The following is a 26,007-nucleotide window of genomic DNA, read 5'->3' on the forward strand; positions in this document are numbered from 1 at the left end:
CCTTCCCATAGCTCGCGTCGGATATCTCCCGGGAGGACGACCCCCCGGAACCCCCCGTGCGGCCTACGGCCGTGACGGGCCGGTGTATGGCGGCTTGGTCTGCGAGGATGAGGTCATGGCGGAAGACTCCGAGACCCCCAGGCAATCCCTCGCCCTGTACCGCAAGTACCGTCCCGCCACCTTCGCGGAAGTCCGCGGCCAGGAGCACGTCACGGAACCGCTCCGCCAGGCACTGCGCAGCGGCCGGATCAACCACGCGTACCTGTTCAGCGGCCCGCGCGGCTGCGGTAAGACGTCCAGCGCGCGCATCCTGGCCAGGTCGCTGAACTGCGTCAACGGACCAACCCCCGACCCGTGCGGCGTGTGCGACTCGTGCGTCGCGCTGGCGCCGTCCGGCCCGGGCAGCATCGACGTGATCGAGATCGACGCGGCGAGCCACGGCGGCGTCGACGACGCGCGCGACCTGCGTGAGCGTGCCTTTTACGCCCCGGTCGCGGGGCGATTCAAGATCTACATCATCGACGAGGCGCACATGGTGACGCAGCAGGGCTTCAACGCTCTGCTCAAGCTCGTCGAGGAGCCGCCGCCGCACCTGAAGTTCATCTTCGCGACGACCGAGCCGGAGAAGGTCATCCCGACGATCAGGTCGCGGACGCACCACTACCCGTTCCGGCTGATGGCGCCCTCGGTGATGCGCGACCTCGCGGAGGAGATCCTCAACTCCGAGCTCGTGCCGTTCGACCCGGCCGTGCTCCCGCTGGTGGTGCGGGCAGGCGGCGGCTCCGCCAGGGACACCCTGTCCATACTCGACCAGCTGCTGGCCGGCTCCGACTCCGACGGCATCAGGTACGACCGCGCGGTCTCCCTGCTCGGCTACACCGACGCCAGCCTGCTCGACGAGATGGTCGAGGCGTTCGCCGTGGCGGACGGTGCCGCGGTTTTCCGCGCCGTGAACCGGGTCATCGAGGGCGGTCACGAGCCGCGCCGGTTCGCCACCGACATGCTCGACCGGTTCCGCGACCTGATCGTGCTCGCCTCGGTGCCGGACGCGATAAGCAGCGGGCTGCTCGACGTGCCGCCGGACCGCGCCGACGCGCTCAAGGGCCAGGCCCAGCATTATGGCCTCGCCTCGCTCACCCGCGCCGCCGACATCGTTGCCACCGGCCTCGACCAGATGCGCGGCGCCACCTCGCCGCGGCTGCTGTTGGAGCTGATGTGCGCGCAGGTGCTGCTGCCCGCCGCCACCGCCGACGACCGCTCCCTGCTCGCGCGGATCGAACGGCTCGAGTCGGGCGCGCCGGTGCGGGCCGTCGCGGGCACCACTGAGTCCAATCCGGAACGGGTTCGGCCTACACCACAGCCCGCCGCGTCTTCCGAGGGCGGCGCGGCGCCCTCCGTGGCTCCGCCCCCGGCCAGTCACCAGGAAAGCCGGCCGGCTGGACAGCCGGAGTCGCAGCAGCCGGGCCCGCGGCCTGCCGCCGGGCCCGCCTCGCGGTCCGACGCGGAGCCCGCGCAGCGGCAGGCGCCCTCCCCGCCACCTGACGCCGAGCCCGTGCCGCGGCCTGCCGCCGAGCCCGCGCAGCGGCAGGCACCCGTTCCGCCTGCGGCACCGGCCGCACCGTCACCTGCGGCCCCGTTCACGCACGCGCCTGGCGCACCCGGAGCCCCGGTCGGCGGTGCGCCGGGGGCGCCGCGCGGCGGCGGCGTGACCGTCGAGGCGCTCAGGCAGGCCTGGCCGAGCGTGGTCGAGGCGATCAAGGCCAAGGGCCGGGTCGCCGCCATCGTCATCGGCAACGCGAGCGTGGCCTCGTTCGATGAGGGGGTGCTCACCCTCCGCTTCCCGCGCCAGGGCGACGTGAAGGGCTTCCAGGGCAGCAAGTACGAGGACCTGCTGAAGCAGGCGCTGACCGCGATGTTCGGCATCAACGTGGTGGTACGCGCCACCTCGGGCGGTGACACCCCGCCCGAGGGCCGCGGGCCGGGACCGGGGCCCGCCGCGCCGTCAGGGACTGCCCCCGGCGGGCGCCAGCCCGGCCTCGGGCAGGCGCCGTGGGGCCAGCAGTCGCCGGGCCAGCCGGGACCGGACCAGCCGGGACCGGGCCAGCCGCCGGCCGCCGCACCGCCGGAGGACCCGGCGGCACGCCTGGCCGTGCCATCCCCTGGCGGCCGAGCGCCGGGCGCGGATGGCGCCGCCCCCATGGCCGGGACGCACGCGGGCCTGGCGGTGAACGGTGGCGGCGGAGCCACGAACCCGTTCGGTGGCTCGGTTAACGGCGGGGCGGGCGACCTGCCGCCGCTGCCGCCGCCTCCGGCACCGGATGACGAGGACTTCGATCCCGACGATGACGACTACTCCTCCTCGACCACGGTGAACGACCTCACCGGCATGGCCCTCGTGCAACGGGAGCTCGGCGCGGAGATCATCGCCGAGTACGAGGACTAGAACGGCTAAAGCGTCGGCGGTCCGAAGTAGGCTTCGCGTATGGGACCTGGCGGCTTTGACATGCAGCAGATTTTCGCTGCCGCGCAGCAGGCGCTTAGCGCGCAGCAGGAACTCGCGAACACCGAGGTGATCGGGACGGCGGGCGGCGGCGCCGTCCGCGCCGTGGTCAGCGGGGTTGGCCAGCTGCTCGACCTCACCATCGACCCGGGCGCGATCGACCCGGCGGACCCGGCGGAGTCCGCGTCGACCATCGCCGACCTCGTGCTAGCCGCGGTGCGCGACGCCTGGGACGCGGCCGTCGACCTGCAGCAGCGCCAGCTCGGCGCGCTCGGCGGCGGTGGTTTCGGCGGTGCGCCGGCCGGATTTGACCTGTCCAGCCTCGGCCTGCCCGGCTTCGGCGGGGAGCTCGCCCACGGCGGCACTGATGATGATGATGACGACGAGGACGACGACGACGAGGACTTCGACGACGAGGACGACGACGACCTCATCTACGAGGACCGGCCCGCCGGTGCCCCGCACGACGACCCCCGCGCGTTCCCAGAAGAGCACAAGGACTAGCAACCCCCGATGTACGAAGGCGTCATCCAGCATCTCATCGACGAGCTAGGCAGGCTGCCTGGCGTCGGGCCCAAGGGCGCGCAGCGGATCGCGTTCCACCTGCTTGCCGCCGACCCCGAGGACGTCAGGCGGCTGGCCGCGGCGCTCATCGAGATGACCGAGCGCGTGCGGTTCTGCAAGAACTGCGGGAACGTCGCCGAGGCCGAGGAGTGCCGGATCTGCCTGGACACCAGGCGGGACCCGGCGGTGATCTGCGTCGTCGAGGAGCCGAAGGACGTCGCCGCGGTAGAGAAGATCCGCGAGTTCCGCGGCCGGTACCACGTGCTCGGCGGCGCGATCAGCCCGATCGACGGGATCGGCCCCGACGACCTGCGGATCAGGGAGCTGATGACCAGGCTGGCCGACGGCACGGTCACCGAGCTGATCCTGGCGACCGACCCGAACCTGGAGGGCGAGGCGACCGCGACCTACCTGGCGCGGCTGGTCAAGCCGATGGGCATCAGGGTGACCCGGCCGGCCAGCGGCCTGCCGGTAGGCGGCGACCTGGAGTACGCGGACGAGGTGACGCTTGGCCGTGCCTTCGAGGGGCGCCGCCTGCTCGACGTGTAGCGCGAGATTTTCCTGGTAGCAGGCCTGTCCGCCGGAAGATAGGGTGCCGGGAAGTCGACATAAACCCGATTGGGACAGGTGCGAACGCCCGGCTAAACTCGACGGCGGTCCGCTATTAGATCCTGGGAGGAGCGGCGCGCCTCATGGCCCTTGTCGTGCAAAAATACGGTGGTTCCTCGGTAGCCGACGCGGAGGGTATCAAGCGCGTAGCTAAGCGCATCGTCGCCACGAAAGCCGCGGGGAACCAGGTCGTGGTGGTCGTGTCCGCTATGGGCGACACGACGGACGAGTTGCTCGACCTCGCGAATCAGGTAACACCGGCGCCGCCAGGGCGCGAGCTTGACATGCTGCTGACCTCCGGCGAGCGCATCTCGATGGCGCTGCTCGCCATGGCGATCGCCACCCTGGGGATGGAGGCCCGCTCCTTCACCGGCTCACAGGCCGGCGTCATCACCGATGACGTGCACGGTACGGCCCGGATCATCGACGTCACGCCCGGCCGGATCTCATCCGCGCTCGCGGAGGGCGCGATCCCGATCGTGGCCGGGTTCCAGGGTGTGTCGCAGAACACCAAGGACATCACCACGCTCGGCCGCGGCGGCTCCGACACCACGGCGGTCGCCCTCGCGGCCGCGCTGAACGCGGACGTCTGCGAGATCTACACCGATGTGGACGGGGTGTTCACCGAGGACCCGAGGCTGGTGCCGAGCGCCCGCCGGATTCCGCGGATCACCTACGAGGAAATGCTGGAGATGGCCGCGTGCGGCGCGAAGGTCCTGATACCGCGCTGCGTGGAGTACGCGCGCCGGTACAACCTGCCCATCCACGTGCGTTCTTCATTCAGCGACAAGATTGGTACCTGGGTCAGCGGTCACGCTGGCGATGAGTCAGAGGAGGCCGGGATGGAGCAGGCCATCATTTCCGGGGTTGCACACGACCGGAGCGAGGGCAAGATCACCGTGGTGGGCGTGCCCGACAAGGTTGGCGCCGCCGCCAGCATCTTCGGCATCGTCGCCGAGGCCGGCGTGAACATCGACATGATCGTGCAGAACGTGTCGGCGATCGCGACCGGCCGCACCGACATCTCGTTTACCCTGCCCGGCGCGGAGGGGCAGAAGACGCTCGAGACGCTGCGTGCGGCCCAGGACAAGATCGGCTTCCAGGACCTGCTCTACGACGACCGCATCGGCAAGGTCTCGCTGATCGGCGCGGGCATGCGCTCGCACCCAGGCGTGAGCGCGAAGTTCTTCGCGTCACTCGCCGAGGCCGGCGTGAACATCCAGATGATCACCACCTCCGAGATCAGGATCTCCGTGGTGGTCAGCCAGGGCGATGTCGACGTCGCGGTGAACGCGACGCACCGGGCCTTCGGGCTCGATGCCGATGAGGTTGAGGCTGTCGTGTACGGAGGTACCGGGCGATGAGCGCCGCTAACGCTGGGCGCAGGCCCACTCTGGCCGTCGTCGGCGCGACCGGCGCGGTCGGCACCGTGATGCTCGACCTGCTGTCCACCCGCGAGGACGTGTGGGGGGAGATCCGGCTGATCGCCTCGCCGCGCTCCGCCGGGCGGCGGCTCACCGTCCGTGGTGAGCAGGTCGAGGTCATCGCGCTGTCTGAAGAGGCGTTCGACGGCGTGGACGTGGCCATGTTCGACGTGCCAGACGAGGTGTCGGCGGCCTGGGTCCCGGTCGCCGCGGCGCGCGGCGCGGTGTGCGTGGACAACTCGGGCGCCTTCCGCATGGACCCCGAGGTACCGCTCGTGGTCCCCGAGGTCAACCCGGACGACGCGCGGCGCCGGCCCAAGGGCGTCATCGCCAACCCGAACTGCACCACGCTCTCGCTGATCGTGGCGATCGGCGCGCTGCACCGTTCGTTCGGACTTGAGGAACTGGTCGTCGCCTCCTACCAGGCGGCCTCCGGCGCCGGGCAGGCGGGTATCGACACCCTGTACGGCCAGCTCGAGAAGGTGGGCGGCACCCGCACGCTCGGGCAGCGGGCGGGCGACGTGCGCGGCGCAGTCGGTGACTTCGGGCCGTTCCCCGCGCCCCTCGCGCTCAACGTGGTGCCGTGGGCCGGGTCGCTGAAGGACGCCGGCTGGTCCTCTGAGGAGCTGAAGATCCGCAACGAGTCGCGGAAGATCCTCGGCCTGCCCGGTCTCCGGGTCAACGCGACCTGCGTCCGGGTTCCCGTGGTGACCACGCATTCGGTGGCGGTGCACGCCAGGTTCTCCCGGCCGGTCGGCAGGGACGCGGCGTGGGAGACGCTGCGCAACGCTCCCGGCGTCGTGCTCAGCGACGACCCGGAGCACGGCGAGTACCCGACGCCTGCCGACGTGGTGGGCACCGACCCGACCTGGGTGGGCCGGGTCAGGGAGTCGCTCGACGACCCCAACGGCGTCGAGTTCTTCGTCTGCGGTGACAACCTGAGGAAGGGCGCCGCGCTCAACACGGCGCAGATCGCCGAGCTCCTCGCGGCGGAGTTCTCGGACTAGTCACAAGCCATTACGCAAAGGCATGGAACGCTGGCGCTGAGCCGGCGTTCCATACCTTCTTCATGCGAGAAGTCCGGTTCCGCGCAAGGCAACTAGTCCGTAATGAGGATCTATAACGTTTCGTGTCATAACAGTTATAGACGCTGATACGCTCATGCAGCCAAGTGACACATTCCAGCGCGGTGGGCGGCGCGCGGTGGAGTGACGCGGTGCGCGCACCGTTCATCGATAGCCTGGAGGTACTTCGTGGCAACGACTCGCAGCCGTCCCCGCGGCCGTGAGCAAGCTCGACCTTCCACCGGCGGGACGAGCGCTGAGCACGCGACCAAGATCTACTCGGTCGCCACCATCAGCATCGTCGTCATCGTCGCGTTCCTCGCCCTGACCAGCGTCGGCCACGTCATCGACGCGGCAACGCAGCACTTCATGCTGTTCTACGCTGGTGTATTCGCGCTGATCGGCTTGTGCGCGTCCGTCGGCCTCGGCCTGGTGGCGACGGACCGGATGTTCCTGAACCCCGGGCACCGGGTGTTCATACAGTCGGCTCACCGGGCGGCGTCCTTCGGCGCCGTGACCTTCCTGATCATCCACATCATCACCGAGATCCTCGCGCAGCGCGCACACGTGCTTGACGCGGTGGTTCCGTTCCTGTCACCATTCCGCACCTTCTACATCGGTCTCGGGACGATCGCCTCGGATCTGATCATCTTGCTCGTTATAACGGGCATTATGCGCGGCCGGTTCAACGCGAACGGAAAAGCCTGGCGCTGGCGGGCAATTCATTACACGTCCTACGCGGCCTTTGTTTTCGGTGTCTGGCACGGCCTGCTCGGCGGCCGCCCCGGCAAGCCGTACGTGGACTGGAGCTACGGGTTCCTGGTGGCCTTCGTGCTGCTCGGCCTCGCGGTGCGGCTGCTGAGCAACTCGCTGCGGCCGAAGGAGAACCTGAGCGCTCCGCCGGTCGACATGGCCGCGAGCTCGGCGTCCGCGCCGTTCCGGGCCGCCGCCATGTTCGCTCAGCTCGGTATCTCGCGCGGCGGGTCCGGCTTCGGCGGCGGGTCCGGCTTCGCTGCCCTCCGGTCGGCCACCGGGGGCCAGCCCGTGATGTCCGCTCCGCTGAGCGCGCCCGTACTGACCGCGCTGCCCGCTGGCCCGGCCGTGGACCAGGGACAGCCCTTCTACGAGCCTGGCTACGAGGGGCCTCCCCGCTACCTGGGCGCGCCACGGGCCGCCGATAGCGGCCCGATGCCCAGGGCCGGGACGGGCCCCATCCCCCGGGCGGGAACGGGTCCGATGCCCCGGGCAGGAACTGGCCCGATGCCCCGGGCAGGCACCGGTCCCATCCCCAGGGCGGGAACGGGTCCGCAGCCGCGGGCGGCGACCGGGCCCATGCCCAGGGCGGGAACAGGTCCGCTTCCCCAGGCGGGAACCGATCCGTTTCCGCGGGCGGGAACCGGGCCGATGCGCCGTGCCGGGTCTGGTCCGCTGCCCAGAGCGACAAGCGGGCCGATGCCGCGCGCCGCGACCGGGCCGATGTCGATGAGCGATACCGGCCCGATGCCGCGCGCGGGGACGGGTCCCGTCTCGCGTCCGGAGACCGGCCCCATCCCGCGCACGCCGACGGGACCGATCCCCCGCATTCCGGCCGGCCCTGTTCCGCGCACGCCGACCGGGCCGATGCCACGTTCCCGCACAGGCCCCGCGCCGCGCGCAGCCACCGGCCCCATTCCGCGGCCGCCGACGGGCCCGCTGCCCCGCGCGGCGACTGGACCGCTGCCGCGGGGGGCGACGGGGCCGTTCCCGAGCGCGCCAAGCGGGCCGTTCCCCGGCGATGCCGGCGGGCCGCGAGTCGGACCTGCGACGGGTCCCTGGCCACGTCGGGAGACTGGTCCGCTGCCGCAGGCGCCCGCGGTCGATCCGCGGGCCTCAGACTTCGGGAACTGGACATTGCCTGACGTGCGTTCGCAGAGCTTGGGCCCGGCGGGCTGGGACCCGCAGGGCTGGGACGAGTACCCGGCCGAGCCGAGGAACCCTTACCAGGCGACAGGCCCGAGGTTCCAGGCCGCCGACTCGATGCCGCCATGGGCGCGGCCGGGCGCCTTTGGCGGCCAGCCGGGCCCCGGCAGTGCGCCGAGTCCGCAGTGGAACGAGGGCTGGCGGCCGGCCGAGCCGTCATGGGAAGGCGGGCTGCCGGAGCCTGACCCCAGCCTCAAGTACCGTGAGCCCGGCCCGGGCATGCCCGGCTACCGGGGTTCTCGCGACCACCGGTACGGCGGTGACCAGTACTGATGAACCCGAGCAACGCTGAAGAGCTCGACGTCCCGACCATCATGCGGATCGGCGCGGCCAGGATGACGGCCGGCCTTGACCGGATGGGACGCCTCGATCTTGCCGCTCACACGGAGATCTTCGGCCCGCTGCCCAGGCTGTCCGTGCAGCAGCTGATCGACATCGCCTCCGAGGTCGACCTGCGCGGTCAGGGCGGCGCCGCCTTCCCTTTCGCGCGCAAGCTCAAGGCGGTCGTCGACACCGCGAAGCAGACCGGCCAGCCGATCGTCGTGGTGGTCAACGCCACGGAGGGCGAGCCCGGCTCGTTCAAGGACAAGATGCTGATGATCAGGTCGCCGTACCTGATCATCAGCGGCGCCGCGCTCGTCGCGGAGGCACTCGAGGCCGAAGAGATCATCATCGGCGTGACGAGCAACGAGCTCGCCAACCGGTCGGTCGAGGCCGCGATCGCGGCCGAACCTGGTCTGCGTGGCATGGTCCGCGTGGTCCAGCAGCCCGAGCGGTTCATTTCCGGTGAGTCCGGCGCGCTCGTCCGCGGCATCAACGGCAAGAAGCCGGTACCGCCTGGCCGCAAGACTCTAGCGTCGGACAAGGGCGTCGACGACCTGCCGACGCTGCTCTCCAACGCGTCGACCTACGCGCAGCTCGCCGTACTCGCGCTGCTCGGCCCCGAGCGGTTCGCCTCGGTCGGGGTGCCGGAGGAGCCGGGCACCGTGCTGCTCAGCGTGAGCGGTTCCGCCAAGCGCCCCGCGGTGGTGGAGTGCCCGACGGGCATTCCGCTCGGCGCGGTGCTCGACATATGCCAGGCGCCTGCGGGCGATGGGGTCCTTGTCGGCGGGTACCACGGAATGTGGCTGGACGGCGAGACCGCCTACCAGGTACCCGTGGGCAGGGAGGGTCTAGCCTCCGCTGGCGGCACGTTCGGCTCCGGGATCGTGTTGCCGCTCGGCGACGGCACCTGCCCCCTCGGCGAGGTGTCCAGGATCGCCAGCTACTTGGCCGGCGAGTCGGCCGGGCAGTGCGGGCCGTGCAAACTGGGCCTGCCGACGATCGCGCGGGCGCTCGCGTCGATCGTCGACGGCTCGGGCGGCATCGAGGCCCTGGACGTCGCGCGCCGCGCCGCCGCCGCCGTGAACGGCCGCGGCGCCTGCTCGCACCCCGACGGCACCACGCGGTTCGTGCTCTCCGCGCTCGAGGTCTTCACGGAGGACCTGGCGGCACACGTATTCCACTCCACGTGCGGCAGGCCGGTCCGCGGCGTGCTGCCGCTGCCCGAGGGGCCGGAGACGGCCGACGCCAAGCAGTTGATGGTGGACTGGGTGCGCTGCGAGGGTCACGGGCTCTGCGCCCACCTGCTGCCGGAACTGGTGCACCTCGACGGGACGGGCTTCCCTGTCATCCTGCCCATTCCGGTGCCGCCATGGCTGGAGAAGGACGCGCAGCAGGCGGTGCAGATGTGCCCGGCACTTGCCCTGCGGCTCGACACCGATCCGAAGAAGCGCGTGGGCGCCCAAAAGCCCCCGCCCATCCCGGTGGCGGCGCCAACCGTGCGTTCCGGCCTGATCGGCGGGCCGCCGCGCAGGTCGATTACCGCCGGCTAGCAGCGGTCCGCGCGCCCGTGCACTCTCCGGTCGCCGAGTATCTCGGCAAGATCCCCGTCGAGTTCGGCGAACGCGGCGCGCAGCGCCTGCTCGGTTGCCGGATCGGGCCGCGGCCGGAGATAACCGCTCACCGTTAGCGCGGCGCGCGCGCCGAGATCCCGCACGCTGACCCTGGTCAGCGGCAGCCAGAAAGACACCGCCGCGATCCCGAGCATCGCCAGCCCGTCCAAGGAGGAGGCGCTGAGTGCAGAATGCTGCGACATGACTGGGCCCTCCTCTCTAAGGCCGACTGACGGGGCAACGGCGGCACTAGAGATCGGGTAAACCCGCATGCAGGCCCGCCGGGTGCTTTCTTTTCCCCTACGAGAGGGACGCGTGATCGGCTCATTTGGGTTACGGCGTTAACTACTCTGTTAGAGTTTTGAACTCAACGTATCCGCTCCACTACTAATTGTACCTTAATCGCACCCCGCTAAACCCTGAACCGCACACAAACGGCCAATGCGTATTGTAGTCAGTCACTGACTAGGTGTGACGGGCTAGAATGCGCTGCTGGACATCTTCCACATCATCGACCTCATCGGCCCCGCTCGCCCGCCGCGCCAGCCTTGATCACGGAACTCTTATCCTGACGGCAACAAACTCCCCAATCCGGGGAGAAGTTCCGGGCTCTGGCCCACATCTCGCAGCGTGATGGCAACGCCCAGGGGATGAGACGGCCGATGCCCACCGGCCCGCAGCCCGGTTCCGCGGCCGCACCCGCCCAGCGGCACCGTAATAAGCTTCCGGGATCGTGCCCCGGGCAAGCCAGCCCGCCTCGACCTGTGCGATCTTGACGATCCGCACCGCTGTGAACGGGGCGGAGTGCTCAGTCTGGGTGCCGGATGCGAGGACAGACCTGGAGTGTCCGCACGAGCCGCAGAAGGCGTCCGTTATCTCGTACTCGATCGCGGCCGTAGGTTCATCCACGGGTCCGGCTGTCATGAGATGTCCTTGCCGCCTGAGCGAGTCGCCGGGAGCAAAGCCGGCTCTCCAGATCGGACACCCAAAAGCGGTGAAACGCAAACCGCGGGCCACCGGATATCCGGTGGCCCGCGGTTTCAGCGTCGGGGTGACAGGATTTGAACCTGCGACCTCTTCGTCCCGAACGAAGCGCGCTACCAAGCTGCGCCACACCCCGCTTGACGGGTCCGCTCCAGCGGACCTCCGCTAGTTTAGCGGATAACTTGACCATCTCGCGCACGCTGTCGCAACGCGGCGGCGGCGAAACGGGTCAGGCGGCCCGCGGAGTCAGCGTGAGCAGGGTCGCCTCCGGGCGGCAGGCGAACCTGACCGGCGCCCACGGGGACGTGCCGAGACCGGCGGAAACGTGCAGCCAGGAGCTCTTGCCGTCCGTCGGCGATACCTGCGGGTGCAGCGATAGGCCGCTCACCCTGCCGCGATCGATGCCGCAGTTGGTGACGAGCGCACCGAAGCCCGGTACGCGCAGCTGGCCGCCGTGGGTGTGCCCCGCGAGCAGCAGTTCGTAGCCGTCGGCGGTGAACTGGTCGAGCACCGGCGGCTCAGGCGAGTGCATCACGCCGAGCCGCAGGTCGGCGGTGGCGTTAGCCTGGCCAGCCACCAGGTCGTAGCGGTCCCTGTCCGCGTGCGGGTCGTGCACGCCCGCGAGGGCGATGTTCAGGCCGTTGACAGTCAGTTCGCCGCGCCGGTTGTTGAGGTCGAGCCAGCCGGCCGCGGTGAGCTCTTCGCCGAGCTTCTCCCACGGCAGGTCAGGCTCGTACTTCTCGTGCTCGCCCGCGCTGGTCCGCCACAGGTACCTCGCGGGGTTCCTCGGCTTGGGCGAGAACAGGTCGTTGGAGCCGTAAACGAACACGCCGGGCACGTCGAGGAGCGGGCCAAGCGAGTCGAGCAGCGGGCTGAGCGCCTCGGGCGACGCGATGGAGTCTCCGGTGTTCACCACCAGGTCGGGCGCGAGCGAGGCCAGCGACCTGATGAACGCCATCAGCCGGTGCCTGCCCGGGGTCAGGTGCGTGTCGGATATGTGCAGCACCCGGAGCGGGCTTGCGCCCGGCGGCAGCACGGGGACCTCCTGCTCGCGCAGGGCGAACCAGTTGCGCTCGATGACCGAGGCATAGCCGATGGCGGCTACGCCTGTGACTGCCGCGATGGAGGTGATGGTTCGTACACGCACCACTCCATGGTGCCACGCTGCCCAGGGTGCGCGGTCCGTATCCGGGCGCATGCCCGCCGTGGAGGTTAGTGCGAGCGCTTGCCCGCGGGTCGGGCACGATAGATGCGTGAACGAACTCAAGGAACGGCTACGCGCCGACCTGACCGACGCGATGAGATCCAGGGACCAGGTGCGGCTGCGCACCCTGCGGATGGCGCTCACCTCCATCACCAACGAGGAGGTGTCGGGCAATTCAGTGCACGAGCTTTCCGATGAGGAAGTGCTCAAGGTGCTGACCCGCGAGGCAAAGAAGCGCCGGGAGGCCGCAGAGGCGTTCGAGGCCGCGGGCCGAGCCGACCAGGCCGAGGCGGAGCGTGCCGAGGGCGACGTGCTCGCCGGGTACCTGCCTGCCCAGCTCTCCGACGACGAGCTGGCCGGCCTCGTCCAGGCGGCCATCGCCGAGACCGGTGCTGCGGGCATGGCTGGCATGGGGAAGGTAATGAAGGCCGTAACGCCCCAGGTGGCGGGTCGCGCCGAGGGCGGGCGCGTCGCCGCGGAGGTCCGCCGCCAGCTTGGCGCGTGACGACATGCGGCCAGTGACGCTCGGCCTGTAGAACGCCCCGGCAGACGGCAGGAGAGGGCCAGAGACGGCAGCGGCCGCCGTCCGGGTGGTTTCCCGGACGGCGGTCGCTAACGCGTGCTGTGACCCAGCTCAGGGCTTCCTGGTCGGCGGCCCCCCGGTACCCGGGCCGTTGCCGGTCCCCGTGCCGTTCCCGTTCCCGTTGCCGTTGCCGTGCTTCTTGGGCTTCTTCGGCATCTTGACCACCTGGCCGTTGCCCGCGTTCCACAGGGCGCTGGTCGGCGGGACAGGCGGGAAGTCCACGGAACCGGACAGGTTGGCGTGGTCGAAGGTCATGTGCCATGTCTGCCCTGGCGCCATCGCGCCGAACATCTCGCCGGGCTGGTTCAGGTTGCCGTACTCGTCGCGGTAGGACGCGCTGATGCCGGTCATCGTGTACTTCGTCGGCGAGACCGGGTTGAACACCGAGACGTAGCCGGCGAGCGCGGTGGTGTAGCCGGCGAACGCCGCGAACGGCGTTCCATTGCCGCTCGCCACGTTCGAGGTGCCGGTCTTGCCTGCCGCCTGGTAGTTGGCCAGGGAGAGGCCTGCCCCGGTGGCACCGGGGAAGGTGAGCACGCCCTGCAGGATGTAGTTCACCGCCTGGGCCACCCGGACCGGGATGGCCCGGTGGCAGGCGGCCGACGGGACAGGCAGCGACTTGCCGTCGTCGTCGACGATCTTGGTGAGGACGATCGGCGTGCAGTAGATGCCGCCAGAGGCCGGGACCGCGTACGCGGCGGCCATGGACATCGGCGAGACGTTGATCACGCCGAGGGTGAAGGCGGGCGCGTCATCGGCCGCCTCCTGGCCGCCGCCTGGCTTGAGCAGCGACTTGCCGTCGACATGGGTGACGCCCATGGCCACTGCGGTCTTCACCGTGTTGCAGAGCCCGACCTTCTGCTCCAGGTGGGCGAAGAAGACGTTGATCGAGTCGGTGGTGCCGGTGTACAGGGAGTCGGTGGTGGTGCCGGCTCCCTCGGAGTTGGCCACGTTGAAGAAGCCGGGCTGGGACGAGCCGGGGATGGTGCCCACGGGCTGACCCGCGCAGTTGTAGTAGGTGCCGACCGTGTCGACGCCTGGCACCGTGAGCTGGAAGCCGAAATTTATGCCCTGCTCAAGCGCGGTCACGAGGGTGAACAGCTTGGAGGATGAACCGGTCTGCACGCCGGCGCCGCCGCCGTACTGGGTGTTGACCGCGTAGTCGACCTCGGTCTGCCCAGGGCCGGTGCCGTAGGGCCGGTCCTCGGCGATCGCGAGCACCTTGCCGGTGCCCGGCTGGATCAGCACCTCGGTCGCGGCGTTGTGCGACGGGTTATAGGTCTTGGACTGCGCGGGCAGCACCCAGTTGACTGCCTTGGTCGCCGCGGACTGGTCCTGAGGGCTGAGCGTCGTGTAGATCTTGAGGCCGCCGGTGGCGAGCAGCTTGGCCCGCCCCTCGCTCGTGGACCCGAGCTGCGAGTCGAGCAGCAGGGTGTGCATCACGTAGTCGCAGAAGAAGCCGTTGCCCTTGCCGACCGTGGGCGCGGAGCAGCCGCTTTGCATCTGGCCCGGGTGCAGCACGAGCTTCTCCGCCTCGAGGACCTTGGCGTCGGCGGGCTTCAGCGCCTGCGGGTTGGTCTGCGAGAGCCGGGCGAGCACGGTGTTGCGCCGCTGGAGCGCCAGATCCGGGTTGACCAGCGGGTCGTACCGTGACGGGTTCTCCACGATGCCCGCGAGCGTGGCGGCCTGGACAAGCGTGAGCTTGGCCGCCGTCGTGCCGAAGTAGGTCTCGGCCGCCGCCTCGATGCCCCACGCGCCGCTGCCGTAGTACGAGTCGTTGAGGTACCCGGCGAGGATCTCCGGCTTGGTCATGGTGTGCGCGATGGTGACCGCCATCCGCAGCTGGTCAAGCTTGCGGGACAGGTTGTCCGCCGAGGCCGCCAGCTGCGCCGCCGGGTTGTCGAGCGACTGGAGGATGAGCACGTTCTTCACGTACTGCTGCTCGAGGGTGGAACCGCCCTGGATCGGCTTGTGCTCCAGGTCGTTCACCAGCGCACGGAAAGTGCCCTTGATGTCGAGTGCGCCGTGCTGCCAGAACCGGTCGTCCTCGATCGCGACGATCGAGACGAGCATCGTATTGTTGATCTGGTCATAGGCCACGGACTGCCGGTTGATGCCGCTGTAGGTCATCCCCCGGCCCTGGTCGACGCCGTACACGTAGGTGATGAGGTGTCCGTCGCGGTCGTAGATGGCAGACCGCTCGGGGAGGCTTGAGGCGTTGATCGACAGCGTGGTGAACTTGTCCGCGGTGTTCCTGACCACGATGCCAGTGGCTGCAACAACGGGCAGCACCAATGCTGCCGCCAGCACGCCGCCGAGCGCCGACAGCAAGATAAGGCGTCCGACAGAACTTGTCTTTCTGGCTATCCAGTCCAAGAGCTGCACGCGTCATAGCGTACGCGGGTGAGCTCGGTACTACCGCATCCGATCATTGGTATAGGCCATTACGCTGCCCGTTTCGTCACACTGGGGGTGCGGCCGGAACCGATAGGTGACTAGGGGATGGCTTGTACATAGCCCATCAGGACTATCTCTGAAATGGCCATACCGGGGTCTTGGCAGAAGTGCCACCTGTTCCGTAAGTTCCTTTATCACGAACAGGTAACCGTGCCTGGGTGGCCGCACACCCGCACGACATGCAATCCGTCAATGCAGACCGCCCGGGTACATGTGTGCCCGGCGATCAAGAGGAGTTGGGCACATGTGGATCACCGACTGGACCACACGCGCCGCCTGCAAGGGGACTGACCCTGACGAGCTTTTTGTCCAGGGTGCTGCCCAGAACCGCGCCAAGCTCATCTGCCGGGGCTGCCCGGTCCGCACCGAGTGCCTTGCGGACGCACTCGACAACGGAATTGAGTTCGGCGTCTGGGGCGGAATGACCGAACGCGAGCGCCGCGCTCTGCTGCGCCGCAGGCCCGACGTCAAGTCGTGGCGCGAACTGCTCGAGACGGCCCGTGACCGTTACGAGCGCCAGGGCATCGACGAGCTCGTCGCGAGCGCGTGACCCCGCTGCCATAGCAATCCGGCAGATCCGCAGCGGCTTGCTGGTGCGCCAGGCCGGCAACGACGCCGGCCGAAACCAGATCCCGCCAAGCGCGGCGGGCCCCCTCACGTCAGCCAGTGTGACCGAAGCATCCGCCGATGCGCCGTAGCCCGGCGAGGTCGTGCACATCCTCTGGCAGTGCAGGTATCTCGATGACGGGAACGGCCGGGTGCGCCGACATGAAAGACCCGGCCACCCGCCTCTCCCGAAGTCCCAGGTTCATCCGCTCCGCGTGCAACCGCAATGCGGCCGCGGTCAGGCCCGCCGCATTGGCTGGGTAATTCGCCGGTGACGCGGTAGCCTCGCCCTCGTTCTGGATCATCGTTTCCAGGGTCTCCGCCGCGGCGACCGACCGCGCCGCGCTCAGCTGGCTGACTCCCGCCGCGTGCACCCGGTTGAGTATCAGCCCGGCGAGCGGCATCCGCTCCTCGGCGAGCCGCTCGACGAAGTACGAGGCCTCGCGTAGCGCGTCGGGCTCTGGGGTCGCGATCACCAGGAACGACGTGCCTGGGGCCTGGAGCAGCGTGTACGTCGCCTCTGCGCGCTCCCTGAAGCCGCCGAACATCGTGTCGAACGCGGTGATGAACGTCTGCGCGTCGCGCAGCACCTGCGCGCCGAGCAGCTTGGTCACCGCGCCCGTCATCACGGAGAACCCGGCGTTGAGCACCCGCCCGAACGGGCGGCCGGCCTTCACCGGGGCGGTGAGCAGCCTGATCAGCCGCCCGTCGAGAAACCGGCCGAGCCGCTCCGGCGCGTCGAGGAAGTCGAGCGCCGACCGGCTTGGCGGGGTGTCGACGACGATCAGGTCCCATTCGTTGGAGCGCCGCAGCTGGCCGAGCTTCTCCATCGCCATGTACTCCTGTGTGCCCGCGAAGCTCGACGACAGCGACCGGTAGAACGGGTTGGCCAGGATCTGCGCGGCCCGCGCCGGGTCCGCGTGCGCCTCGACGATCTCGTCGAAGGTGCGCTTCATGTCGAGCATCATCGCGTGCAGGCTGCCGTCGGCCGCGTCGTCGACGCCGTCGACAAGCCGCGGCGTGTTGTCCAGCGACGACAGCCCCATCGACTGGGCGAGGCGGCGAGCCGGATCCACGGTCAGCACGCAGACCTGCCTGCCGCGCTCCGCGGCCCGCAGGCCGATCGCCGCCGCCGTGGTGGTCTTGCCGACACCGCCGGAACCGCAGCACACGATGATCCTGGTGCGCCTGTCCTCGATGATCCTGTCGATGTCGAGTTCCGGGTTCTGCATCAAGCTGTACTTCCTTCCGCCGCCGGGCGCTCGGGACCCCTGTTCTTCCCTCGTCGCTCCTCCCTCGTTCCTCGGTCGTCGCTCCTCAGTCCAGAACAGGGGCGCGCCCTTTGGCGGGTCCGGCTCACGCCGCGCCCTGGTCGCGCAGTTCTGCGGCCAGCTTGTGCAGCGCGGCCAGGTCGATGCCCTCGACCATCAGCGGCAGCTCGTAGATCGGCGGGCCGGCCGCCTCGAGTTCGGACCGCTCGCGGTCGGCGAGCTCAACGAGGCGAGCATGCTCGCTGAGCTCATCGGCGAGGGACCCGGCGAGTGATTCCGCGTCATACAGGCCCGCCGCGCTGAGCGCCGCGGCCATCGCGGCCAGGTCCGGCTGCACCTTGAGTTCTTCGCGGCTGAGCATCACGGGCCTCGCCATGTTGATCATGATGCCGCCGACCTGCATGCCGGGAACCGCGCGGATCTCGGCGATGCCGTCGAGTGTCTCCTGTACCGGCATCTCCTCGAGCGTGCAGACGAAATGCACTGCGGTCTGCGGCGACTTGATGACGTTGGCTACGGTGTCCGCGTGTGTCCTTACCGGCCCCACCTTCGCGAGTCCGGATACCTCGGCGGAGACGTTGAGAAACCGCCCGATGCGGCCGGTGGGGGGCGCGTCGAGCACGACGGCGTCGTAGGTGAAGCCGGTCCGGGTGCCCGGCTGCTTGCGTCTCGTCGCCTCGGTGGCCTTCCCCGTGACGAGCACGTCGGACAGGCCGGGCGCGATCGTCGTCGCGAAGTCGACCATGCCGAGCCTGTTCAGCGCGACTCCCGCGCTGCGCATGCCGTAGAACATCTGCAGGTAGTCGAGTAGCGCGCCCTCCGGGTCGATCGCGAGCGCGTAGACGTCGCCGCCCGGATCGCGGCCGTCGTGCGCCTCCCCGGGTGCGATGGCGATCTTGCGCTCCTCGTAGGGGAGCGGCGGTCTGTCAAACAGCTGGGCGATGCCCTGCCGTCCCTCGGTCTCGATCAGCAGCACCTTGCGCCTGGCGTGCGCCAGAGCGAGTGCGAGGGCAGCGGCCACGGTGGTCTTGCCGGTGCCCCCCTTGCCGGTCACGACGTGCAGCCGCACGCCATCCCAGTCGGTATCCCTCGCCATACCCTGTCCCTGGTCGTGATCGCGAGCGCCCTGTCGTGCGCTCTACAGGAGGCTATCGCCGCCCGCCGACCGGTACGTTCCGGTTCCGCGCAGGCCGGCGCGTCGCCCGTTCGGCGGCGTATCCGGCGAATGGCCGAGAAAAAGATCACGGTTCATCCAGAACGGGTGCGTGGCTGCGCCCGTAATGCACCGGACACCCCCCGTGCGGATTAGGCTGATTGCAGGCCCTTACGGTCGCGGCTATCTGAGGAGGCGCAATCGGCGTGGAGGCTGTAATTCTTGTCATCGTGCTCCTGGTGATCGCGGGAGTGATCGCGGTCTCGCGGTCGATAAAGGTAGTTCAGCAGTACGAGAAGGGCGTCCTGTACCGGTTCGGCCGGGTGCAGCCCGAGGTGGTGCAGCCAGGCCTGACCTTCATCAGGCCCATCGGCGACCGGCTGCAGAAGGTCAACATGCAGATCATCGCCATGACTGTGCCCGCGCAGGAGGGCATGACTCGCGACAACGTGTCGGTGCGGGTCGACGCGGTGGTGTACTTCCGTGTGATCGAGCCGATCAAGGCCACCGTCAACGTGCAGAACTACATGAACGCGATCTCGCAGCAGGCGCAGACCTCGCTCCGGTCCATCATCGGCCAGTCGGAGCTGGACCAGCTGCTCGCCGAGCGCGAGATCGTCAACAGGGAGCTACGGCGCATCATCGACGAGCCGACGGAAGAGCCGTGGGGCATCCGGGTGGAGCGCGTGGAGATCAAGGACGTGTCGCTGCCCGAGGGCATGAAGCGGTCCATGTCCAGGCAGGCGGAGGCGGAGCGGGAGCGCCGCGCCAGGATCATCACCGCGGACGGTGAGTACCAGGCGTCTAAGCGGCTCGCCGCGGCTGCCGCGGTCATGGCCAAGGACCCGGCAGCGCTGCAGCTCCGGCTGCTGCAGACCGTGGTCGAGGTGGCGGGCGAGAAGAACAGCACGCTCGTCATGCCGGTCCCCGTCGAGCTACTGCGGTTCTTCGAGAAGATGGCGCCAGGGCCGATCGCGCCGACGGGTTCGACCGCCCTGGCCGACGCGGAAGCGCAGGACCTCGGGGACGCGGAGGTTGCGGCCGCGGAGGCGGCGATCTCGCATGCCGCCGTGGCTCCGCCCGTGGGCGTGCCCGCGATCGGCGACGTGCCGCCGGTGCCCGATGTTCCCGCCGTGCCGGAGCTCGCGCCCGGCGAGGAAGTTCCCGCTACAGAACGCTAGTGTGATCCGCATGACCAAGTGGGAGTACGTGACCGTGCCGCTGCTGACGCACGCGACCAAGCAGATACTCGACAACTGGGGTGATGATGGTTACGAGCTCGTCGCCGTGGTGCCCGGCCCGAACGCCGAGCAGCTCGTCGCCTACATGAAGCGGCCGAAGGAATGAGCGGCACGCCGTCGGAACGGCTGGCGGCGGCGGGCCTGACGCTGCCGCCGGTGGCGGCGCCCGTAGCCGCCTACGTGCCAGCGGTGCGCACCGGCAGCTACGTCTACACCTCGGGCCAGCTGCCGCTGGCGGACGGGAAGCTCCGGGGCACCGGCAAGGTCGGCGACGGCGTGGCGCCGGAGGAGGCGGCGGCGTTCGCCCGCACCGCGGCGCTGAACGCGCTCGCGGCCGCGGCGAGCGTGGCCGGCGGTCTTGACGCCATCAAGCGGATCGTCAAGGTCACCTGCTTCGTGGCGAGCGCGCCCTCGTTCACCGGCCAGGCGCAGGTCGCCAACGGCGCGAGCGAACTGCTCATCGAGGTGCTCGGCGACGCGGGGCGGCACGCGCGCAGCGCCGTTGGCATGGCGGTGCTGCCGCTCGACTCCCCGGTCGAGGTCGAGCTCATCGCCGAGGTCGGCGACTAGGCGGGGAAGGCGTGCGGATACAACTGGAATGGTTCGGCGAGAAGACCGCCGCGCGGCTCGCCGATATTGAACAGGGACGTGCTACTCCCGTCGTGCCGCGCGACGCGGCGACGGTCATGGTGCTCAGGTCTCCCGGGGGGACGACTGCTCCCAGGCATGGGGGGCACCTGCCCCCCATCCCCCCTGGCCGCACCCCCCGGGACAGGGCTGACCAGGACGTCGAGGTGCTCATGCTGCGGCGGACCGCGGCGATGAAGTTCGCTCCCGGCGCCTATGTCTTCCCGGGCGGCTCGGTGGATCCCGCCGACTACGGTGCGGAGATCGGCTGGCAAGGGCCGACGCCGGCGGAATTCGGCGCCAGGCTCGGCGCGTCGGCCGAGGTGGCGCGGGCGCTGGTGTGCGCGGCGGTCAGGGAGACGTTCGAGGAATCAGGCGTGCTGCTTGCCGGGACGCCCGACGGATCGACCGCCACGCCATCGGGGCCGTCCTGGGACGCGGACCGTGCGGGGCTGACCGCGGGCACGCTGACACTCGGTGAGCTGTTCAGTCGGCGCGGCCTCGTGCTGCGAGCGGACCTCCTCGTCCCGTGGACCCGGTGGATCACGCCGGAAGGTGAGTCCCGCCGGTTCGACGCGCGGTTCTTCGCGGCGGCGCTGCCCGACGGCCAGCAGGCGACCGGGCACGAGGCGGAGTCCGATCACGTGGCGTGGGTCCGCCCCGCTGGCGCTATCGCGGCGGCCAAGTCCGGCGAGATGTCGCTGCTCCCGCCGACGGCGACCACTCTGAACGACTTCGCGTCCACCGTCGCGGCTGGCGGCGGCGTCGCGGACATCCTCGGCACCACGCGGACCATAGCGCCGGTCCAGCCGCGCCTGGTCCTCCAGGACGGCGAGGCATGGCTGGTCATCCCCGACGAGGCGGGGTACCCCCTATGAGCGAGATCAGGCCGGGTACGGACGGCAAGGCGGTCACCGGCATGGGCACCGCGCGTGCCTGGTCGGTACTGGCGCCCAACCCCTCGCCGATGACCCTCGACGGCACCAACACCTGGGTGATCGGCGAGCCGGGCTCGACCCACGTGCTCGTGGTTGACCCCGGGCCCGATGACGAGGCGCACCTGCGGCGGGTGCTCGGCGAGGCAACCGCGGCGGACCGCCGGGTGTCGCAGATCGTGCTCACCCACGGCCACCCCGACCATGCGGCGGGCGCAGCCAGGTTCGCGGAACTGGCCGGCGCCCCGGTCGGCGCGCTCGACCCGGCGCACCGGCTCGGCAGCGAGGGGTTCACCGCCGGCGCGGTGCTTGACGCCGGAGGGTGCACGCTACGGGTGATCGCGACGCCTGGGCACACCGCCGACTCGCTCAGCCTGCTGCTCGACGCCGACGGCGCGCTGCTCACCGGCGACACCGTGCTCGGCAGGGGCACCACCGTGATCGCCCATGACGGGTCGCTCGGCGACTACCTGCGGACGCTTGACGATCTGCGCGCGCTCGCCGACGTGGCCGGACTGCGGGTGCTGCTGCCCGGACACGGCCCGCTGCTCAGCGATCCGGCCGGGGTGCTCGACTACTACATCGCGCACCGCAGGGAACGGCTCGAGCAGGTGCGCGCCGCGCTTGCCGCGGGAGCGCGCACACCTCCCGAGGTCGTGGCGATCGTGTACGCGGACGTGGACCGGTCGCTGTGGCCCGCCGCCGAGCTGTCAGTCCGCGCCCAGCTCGACTACCTCGGCGCCTGACTCCGCCTGGTAGTTGTCCCACTGGTGCGGACGCCCGCGACGATCAGATCTCTTTGCTTAACCGCCGACCACTTTTCCCATCATTGCTTAACCGGCGACCACATTCCGGTCCGCTTTGCACCCTTTCTCCCACCGGCGGTTAAGCAAAGCCGGCAGACCCTTCCTCGACAGTCGGCCGTCCCCGCGCGCTCGGCTCATCAGGCCAGGCAGCCCGCCTGGTCCGGGCGGGCAAATGGCCGGTCACCGTGGTCCCCTAGCAGATTCCGCATCGCGTAAGAAAGGGGGCACTATCACGCCCCCTTTCTTACGCGATGACCTGTTGGACCGTGACCAGCCGGGTCGGTCCCCCCGTTCCCGGCTGTGCGCTAGTAGTCGCAGTGCGCATTCGTCGCAAATGATCCACAATCACCGAAATGACCGGCTTGCCCTAGGTGCCGACTGCCGCAAGTGACCCACGATCTCATGGGACGGTGTGACCCGGCGGCCGCACGCCCGCTAGCGGGCGCGCTTGCGCAGGCGCTCCTGGTCGAGGATGAGGACCGAGCGGGCGGAGATCTGCAGCCAGCCCCTGGCCGCGAAGTCGGCGAGGGCCTTGTTGACCGTCTCGCGCGACGCGCCGACCAGCTGAGCGAGCTCCTCCTGGGTGAGGTCGTGGTGCACGTGCAATCCGTCAGACTCCTGGTTGCCGAACCGCTCAGCGAGGTCGAGCAGGTTCTTGGCAACCCGGCCGGGCACATCGGTGAAGACAAGGTCGGCATTGACGTCGTTGGCGCGGCGCAGCCTGCGTGCCAGTTGGCGCAGCATGTGCAGCGACACGTCCGGCCGCTCGCGCAGCCAGGGGATCAGCGCCTCGTGCTTGAGCGATGCGAGCGCCGCGTCAGTCACCGCGCTCGCCGATGATGTCCTCGGCCGCGGGTCGAACAGTGACAGCTCGCCGAACATCTCGCCGGGGCCGACGACGCTCAACAGGTTCTCGCGCCCGTCCGCCGCGGCCCGGGTGAGCTTCATCTTGCCCTCGATCACCACGTAAAGCGCGTCGCCGTCGTCGCCCTCCATGAACAGGTGCTCACCACGGGAAAGCTTTACCTCAGACATCTGACGGCGAAGCACGCGTGCGCCCTCATCGTCAAGCGCGTCAAACAGGGGTGCTCGTCTCAGCACTCCTTCGGTGTTCTCCACCGGATCCTCCTTGCTGCCAACCTTGCATTACTAAGTGTGACTCATGGGGCGTCATGCTCCGTGCCTGGCAAGCAAAGTATTCCCGCCTACGCCGATAAAGGTGCACGGATCTCCCTAGCTTTCCCGTCCTCCTTGACTACGCTGTGTAGCCAAATGATCGCACGAGGGATGGATGGGCCAACGATGTCACCGTGCCGCGGCCGGCCTGGTGTGGTTGGCCGTCGTCGCGATCGTGTCCCTGTCGATGGCGAGCGCGGTGACCGGGAGCGCGGCGCCCGCATGGTTGTGACAACCATCCGCCGATGGCCGTACGGCTGCCGCAACCATCCGCCTCGGGCTGGTTACCTGACACCGTTCCGGCTGCTCACGTGGGGTTCCTGTTGCCCCGTGGTTACCAGTTGTTCTTTCGAAGTTCCGCAAGCTCGCCTAGGTGGCCTTCGATGTTACGCGTAACATGGCGAAATGGCGGAGACTAGGCGATGTGAGCGCTGCGGCTCGGAATTCGAGCCGAAGCGTGAGCATGCCCGCTTCTGTTCCGCTCGCTGCCGGGTCGCGTGGAACCGCGAGAACTGGAACCGGGTCAACAGGGACCAGCAGAAGTGGGGCAGCGAGAACTGGGAGACCCGCCGTCGGCAGGGCACCCAGACGAGCGCGCTCGGCTGGGCCATCACGGCCATGCAGGACACTACGGGGCGGCTGGGCAGGACCAAGGCGGGCAACCGGGCCGAGGCGTTCGCGGTGATCGGCGAGGCCGTCTGGTGGGTGACGATCGTGGACGCGACCCTGGTCAGGTACTACCCGGACGAGTATGACGAGGCCCTTGCCAGAATGCCTGCCGCGCAGCGCCGTACGCTCGAGACCATGCTGGCGGGGCTGCGGTTCGTGCGGAACCGGATGGGCTACTACGCCGATCACGCCGACTTCATCCAGCCGTGCCCCGATGAGGAGGCGGGCGGCGACGCGCCGATCACCGAGTGGAACTGGCGCTCGCTTCCGGTGCCCGCGCTTGAGACGCTGCCGCCCCGCGGCCAGGAGTGGGAGCTGAGCCGCTACGAGGCCTACCAGGACCTGCTGGCCGACCACACGGTCGGCGAGACCTTCGGCCAGACCTCGGGCTTCCTTGACCTCGTGGCGAGCACCGCGAAGGCGGAGGCTGACGCCGCGGCCGGCTAACCGGCCGCATCCCCGCGTCACAGCAGCACCACGGAATTGCTTTGCGCTCAAGAAATAGCGACTGTCACGGCCGTAATTTTTAGACGGACATTCCGCTTCAATCCGTGTATTGCCTGTTACCGGCTGTTATGTCACGATCTTTCTAAGGGCTTGATTTCCCTGTGAGGGGTTCGCGGTATGTTCATGGCGGGTCAGGGGCGGCAGGACCGCCACACGGCGGCCCGCGTCGTGCCAGCTGTGTCCGGCGGTAAGCCGGACCGCTTCGACACACTCAAGCGCCGCTACGATTTCCACTTCGGCGAGGCGATCAGGGCCGGGCTGCAGGGCAGTCACGACAAGGCGGCAGGCCATTCCGGGCAGGCGCTGCTCATCAGCAGGAAGCTGTGCGCCGACGCGGCGGATCCAGCACTGCACGCGCCGGAACTCGCCGCCGCGCTATGCGCGCACGCCCGCTACGGCGGCGGCGCCTGGCAGGCCATCGCCATGCTTACCGAGTCGGCCGGGCATTACGCGGCACTCGCGGAGGCCGACCCCGCCGCATACGAAGTGCCGCGGATCGACGTGCTCACCAGGATCGCCCTCGCGTCTGACGCGGCCGGAAACACGGGCGACGCGATCGGGCTGCTCCGCGAGGTCGTCGGCATGTACCTGAAGGCGCCCGCCGCCGACCAGGAGGAGCGGGACATCGGCCTGGCAAGAGCACGCTTTCACCTCGGCCGCTGCCTGCTTGCCAGCGGCCAGCACGGCGACGGACTCGCCGAGACGGAGGCCGGGCTGGAACTCGCGGCGGGCGTGCTCGAGCGGCTGGCGGTTGTCACCCGGGGGGACGACCCCCCGTACCCCCCGGAAGCGGTCGTCACCCGGGAACCCGGCTGGCTTGTCGCGGCGCCTCGCTACCTGCAGCTCGCCGCACCGGACTGGGCGGCCGCCGCCGTCCGTGCGATGACCCTGCTCGCCGCCGATGGCCAGCTGGCGTTGGCGGCGACGGCCGCGAGGACCGCCGTCCTCGTCTCTGGCGGTCTCGCGGACCTGGGCGGCGACCTGCTGCGCGACGTGCACGCCGCGATCGCCGCACGGGCGGCCGCGATAACCGCGGAAGCGGGCCAGCACGCGTACGGGTGCGTGCGAGCCGGGAAGGCGGCGCACGCACCCGTTCAGAGTGATCTTGGTGTTTGAAGCCTGAAGCTAGAGCGACTCGTGATCGACGAAGCGCTTGCGGGAGCGCTCCACCTCAACCTCGGCCGCGTCGCGGCCCGCCCAGTGCGAGCCCTCGACGGACTTGCCGGGCTCCAGGTCCTTGTAGACCTCGAAGAAGTGCTGGATCTCCAGCCGGTCGAACTCAGGCACGTCCGTGATGTCCTGCAGATGGGCCATCCGCGGGTCGCTCGCCGGGACGCAAAGGACCTTGTCGTCCGGCCCCTTTTCGTCGGTCATCTGGAACATCCCGATGACCCGCGCGGTGACCAGGCAACCGGGAAATGTCGGCTCTTCAAGCAGCACGAGCGCGTCAAGCGGGTCACCGTCTCCGCCCAGGGTGTCCTCGATGAACCCGTAGTCGGCCGGGTACCTGGTCGAGGTGAACAGCATGCGGTCAAGCCTGATCCGGCCGGTCCGGTGATCGACCTCGTACTTGTTCCGCTGACCTCGGGGGATCTCGATAACCACTTCGACGTTCATGAATCACTCCACGCGTTAGTTTTCTGATTTACTCCATTGTCGCCCGTCGCAGCGGCGGACGAGGACGGCGGGTCCTCCGGGGAGGACGACAGCCCGCGGTGCGCGCTCTAAGCTGTG

24 protein-coding genes and 1 tRNA gene are annotated in these 26,007 nt (G+C 69.5%); 16 read left to right on the forward strand and 9 right to left on the reverse strand.

From position 1 onward, the window contains the following. Nucleotides 1-115: 115 nt before the first annotated feature. From EAS64_RS39265 to EAS64_RS39295, 7 genes are all read left to right on the forward strand, one after another. Complete coding sequence (locus tag EAS64_RS39265; RefSeq protein ID WP_145861685.1) at nucleotides 116-2,443, forward strand: DNA polymerase III subunit gamma and tau; 2,328 nt, start codon at nucleotides 116-118, stop codon at nucleotides 2,441-2,443. Nucleotides 2,444-2,482: 39 nt separating this feature from the next. Then, entirely contained in the window at nucleotides 2,483-3,004 is a 522-nt protein-coding gene (locus tag EAS64_RS47245) for a YbaB/EbfC family nucleoid-associated protein (protein WP_145861687.1), read from the forward strand. 9 nt (nucleotides 3,005-3,013) lie between these two features. After that, a complete protein-coding gene (gene recR, locus EAS64_RS39275) occupies nucleotides 3,014-3,613 on the forward strand; it encodes a recombination mediator RecR (RefSeq protein ID WP_145861688.1) in 600 nt (199 codons plus the stop codon). Between the two features lie 143 nt (nucleotides 3,614-3,756). Beyond that, nucleotides 3,757-5,037, forward strand: coding sequence for an aspartate kinase (locus EAS64_RS39280; RefSeq protein ID WP_145861690.1), 1,281 nt, complete (start codon nucleotides 3,757-3,759; stop codon nucleotides 5,035-5,037). Then, nucleotides 5,034-6,104: an aspartate-semialdehyde dehydrogenase gene (locus EAS64_RS39285; protein WP_145861692.1), complete on the forward strand. Its 1,071-nt coding sequence runs from the start codon at nucleotides 5,034-5,036 to the stop codon at nucleotides 6,102-6,104. The genes EAS64_RS39280 and EAS64_RS39285 overlap by 4 nt, the downstream gene beginning before the upstream one ends. Nucleotides 6,105-6,350: 246 nt before the next feature. After that, nucleotides 6,351-8,393: a ferric reductase-like transmembrane domain-containing protein gene (locus EAS64_RS39290; RefSeq protein ID WP_145861694.1), complete on the forward strand. Its 2,043-nt coding sequence runs from the start codon at nucleotides 6,351-6,353 to the stop codon at nucleotides 8,391-8,393. Further along, complete coding sequence (locus EAS64_RS39295) at nucleotides 8,393-9,994, forward strand: NADH-quinone oxidoreductase subunit NuoF family protein (protein ID WP_145861696.1); 1,602 nt, start codon at nucleotides 8,393-8,395, stop codon at nucleotides 9,992-9,994. Before EAS64_RS39290 ends, EAS64_RS39295 begins: the two co-directional genes overlap by 1 nt. On the opposite strand, the gene EAS64_RS39300 is transcribed toward EAS64_RS39295, so the two are convergent. From EAS64_RS39300 to EAS64_RS39310, 3 genes are all read right to left on the reverse strand, one after another. Continuing rightward, a complete protein-coding gene (locus EAS64_RS39300; protein WP_145861698.1) occupies nucleotides 9,991-10,257 on the reverse strand; it encodes a hypothetical protein in 267 nt (88 codons plus the stop codon). The two genes, EAS64_RS39295 and EAS64_RS39300, sit on opposite strands and share 4 nt — an antisense overlap. A gap of 843 nt (nucleotides 10,258-11,100) precedes the next feature. Next, a tRNA-Pro gene (locus EAS64_RS39305) sits at nucleotides 11,101-11,174 on the reverse strand. A gap of 93 nt (nucleotides 11,175-11,267) precedes the next feature. Next, nucleotides 11,268-12,185 carry a metallophosphoesterase gene (locus tag EAS64_RS39310; protein ID WP_246116088.1) on the reverse strand — a complete coding sequence of 306 codons (918 nt, stop codon included), beginning with the start codon at nucleotides 12,183-12,185 and terminating at the stop codon, nucleotides 11,268-11,270. Between the two features lie 106 nt (nucleotides 12,186-12,291). On the opposite strand from EAS64_RS39310, the gene EAS64_RS39315 reads away from it, so the two are divergent. Beyond that, nucleotides 12,292-12,747 (forward strand): GatB/YqeY domain-containing protein, encoded by a 456-nt coding sequence (locus EAS64_RS39315; RefSeq protein WP_145861702.1) that lies wholly within the window; start codon nucleotides 12,292-12,294, stop codon nucleotides 12,745-12,747. A 129-nt stretch (nucleotides 12,748-12,876) separates the two neighbouring features. On the opposite strand, the gene EAS64_RS39320 is transcribed toward EAS64_RS39315, so the two are convergent. Beyond that, entirely contained in the window at nucleotides 12,877-15,210 is a 2,334-nt protein-coding gene (locus tag EAS64_RS39320; protein WP_145861705.1) for a transglycosylase domain-containing protein, read from the reverse strand. 316 nt (nucleotides 15,211-15,526) lie between these two features. On the opposite strand from EAS64_RS39320, the gene EAS64_RS39325 reads away from it, so the two are divergent. Further along, entirely contained in the window at nucleotides 15,527-15,832 is a 306-nt protein-coding gene (locus tag EAS64_RS39325; protein WP_145861707.1) for a WhiB family transcriptional regulator, read from the forward strand. 109 nt (nucleotides 15,833-15,941) lie between these two features. Here EAS64_RS39325 and bagB read toward each other — a convergent pair whose 3' ends face one another. Further along, nucleotides 15,942-17,120 (reverse strand): ATPase BagB, encoded by a 1,179-nt coding sequence (gene bagB, locus EAS64_RS39330; protein WP_145861854.1) that lies wholly within the window; start codon nucleotides 17,118-17,120, stop codon nucleotides 15,942-15,944. Nucleotides 17,121-17,244: 124 nt separating this feature from the next. Then, nucleotides 17,245-18,255, reverse strand: a complete 1,011-nt coding sequence (gene bagA, locus EAS64_RS39335) for an ATPase BagA (protein WP_145861709.1) — start codon at nucleotides 18,253-18,255, stop codon at nucleotides 17,245-17,247. 263 nt (nucleotides 18,256-18,518) lie between these two features. Between bagA and EAS64_RS39340 the strand changes: the two genes are divergently transcribed. The 5 genes from EAS64_RS39340 to EAS64_RS39355 are packed head-to-tail and all read left to right on the forward strand — an operon-like array spanning nucleotide 18,519 to nucleotide 21,861. Beyond that, complete coding sequence (locus EAS64_RS39340) at nucleotides 18,519-19,493, forward strand: SPFH domain-containing protein (RefSeq protein ID WP_145861711.1); 975 nt, start codon at nucleotides 18,519-18,521, stop codon at nucleotides 19,491-19,493. Nucleotides 19,494-19,503: 10 nt separating this feature from the next. After that, a complete protein-coding gene (sp36, locus tag EAS64_RS44230; RefSeq protein ID WP_187366506.1) occupies nucleotides 19,504-19,659 on the forward strand; it encodes a Sp36 family protein in 156 nt (51 codons plus the stop codon). After that, nucleotides 19,656-20,123, forward strand: coding sequence for a RidA family protein (locus EAS64_RS39345; RefSeq protein WP_145861712.1), 468 nt, complete (start codon nucleotides 19,656-19,658; stop codon nucleotides 20,121-20,123). Before sp36 ends, EAS64_RS39345 begins: the two co-directional genes overlap by 4 nt. An 11-nt stretch (nucleotides 20,124-20,134) precedes the next feature. After that, entirely contained in the window at nucleotides 20,135-21,058 is a 924-nt protein-coding gene (locus EAS64_RS39350) for an NUDIX hydrolase (protein ID WP_246116089.1), read from the forward strand. Beyond that, nucleotides 21,055-21,861, forward strand: coding sequence for an MBL fold metallo-hydrolase (locus EAS64_RS39355; protein ID WP_145861714.1), 807 nt, complete (start codon nucleotides 21,055-21,057; stop codon nucleotides 21,859-21,861). Before EAS64_RS39350 ends, EAS64_RS39355 begins: the two co-directional genes overlap by 4 nt. 495 nt (nucleotides 21,862-22,356) lie before the next feature. Here the strand turns inward: EAS64_RS39355 and EAS64_RS39360 are convergent, their stop codons facing one another. After that, on the reverse strand, nucleotides 22,357-23,040 hold the full coding sequence (locus tag EAS64_RS39360) for a Crp/Fnr family transcriptional regulator (RefSeq protein WP_281283386.1): 684 nt from the start codon (nucleotides 23,038-23,040) through the stop codon (nucleotides 22,357-22,359). A 186-nt stretch (nucleotides 23,041-23,226) separates the two neighbouring features. Continuing rightward, entirely contained in the window at nucleotides 23,227-23,367 is a 141-nt protein-coding gene (locus EAS64_RS44235) for a hypothetical protein (protein ID WP_187366507.1), read from the reverse strand. 135 nt (nucleotides 23,368-23,502) lie between these two features. Between EAS64_RS44235 and EAS64_RS39365 the strand changes: the two genes are divergently transcribed. Both EAS64_RS39365 and EAS64_RS39370 read left to right on the forward strand, forming a co-directional pair. Then, nucleotides 23,503-24,213 carry a hypothetical protein gene (locus tag EAS64_RS39365; RefSeq protein ID WP_145861716.1) on the forward strand — a complete coding sequence of 237 codons (711 nt, stop codon included), beginning with the start codon at nucleotides 23,503-23,505 and terminating at the stop codon, nucleotides 24,211-24,213. A gap of 228 nt (nucleotides 24,214-24,441) precedes the next feature. Then, nucleotides 24,442-25,389, forward strand: a complete 948-nt coding sequence (locus tag EAS64_RS39370) for a hypothetical protein (RefSeq protein WP_222849944.1) — start codon at nucleotides 24,442-24,444, stop codon at nucleotides 25,387-25,389. Between the two features lie 9 nt (nucleotides 25,390-25,398). Here the strand turns inward: EAS64_RS39370 and EAS64_RS39375 are convergent, their stop codons facing one another. After that, a complete protein-coding gene (locus EAS64_RS39375; protein WP_145861720.1) occupies nucleotides 25,399-25,890 on the reverse strand; it encodes an inorganic diphosphatase in 492 nt (163 codons plus the stop codon). Nucleotides 25,891-26,007: the final 117 nt, after the last annotated feature.

It is taken from the genome of Trebonia kvetii, from assembly GCF_007827045.1.
Taxonomy (GTDB): domain Bacteria; phylum Actinomycetota; class Actinomycetes; order Streptosporangiales; family Streptosporangiaceae; genus Trebonia; species Trebonia kvetii.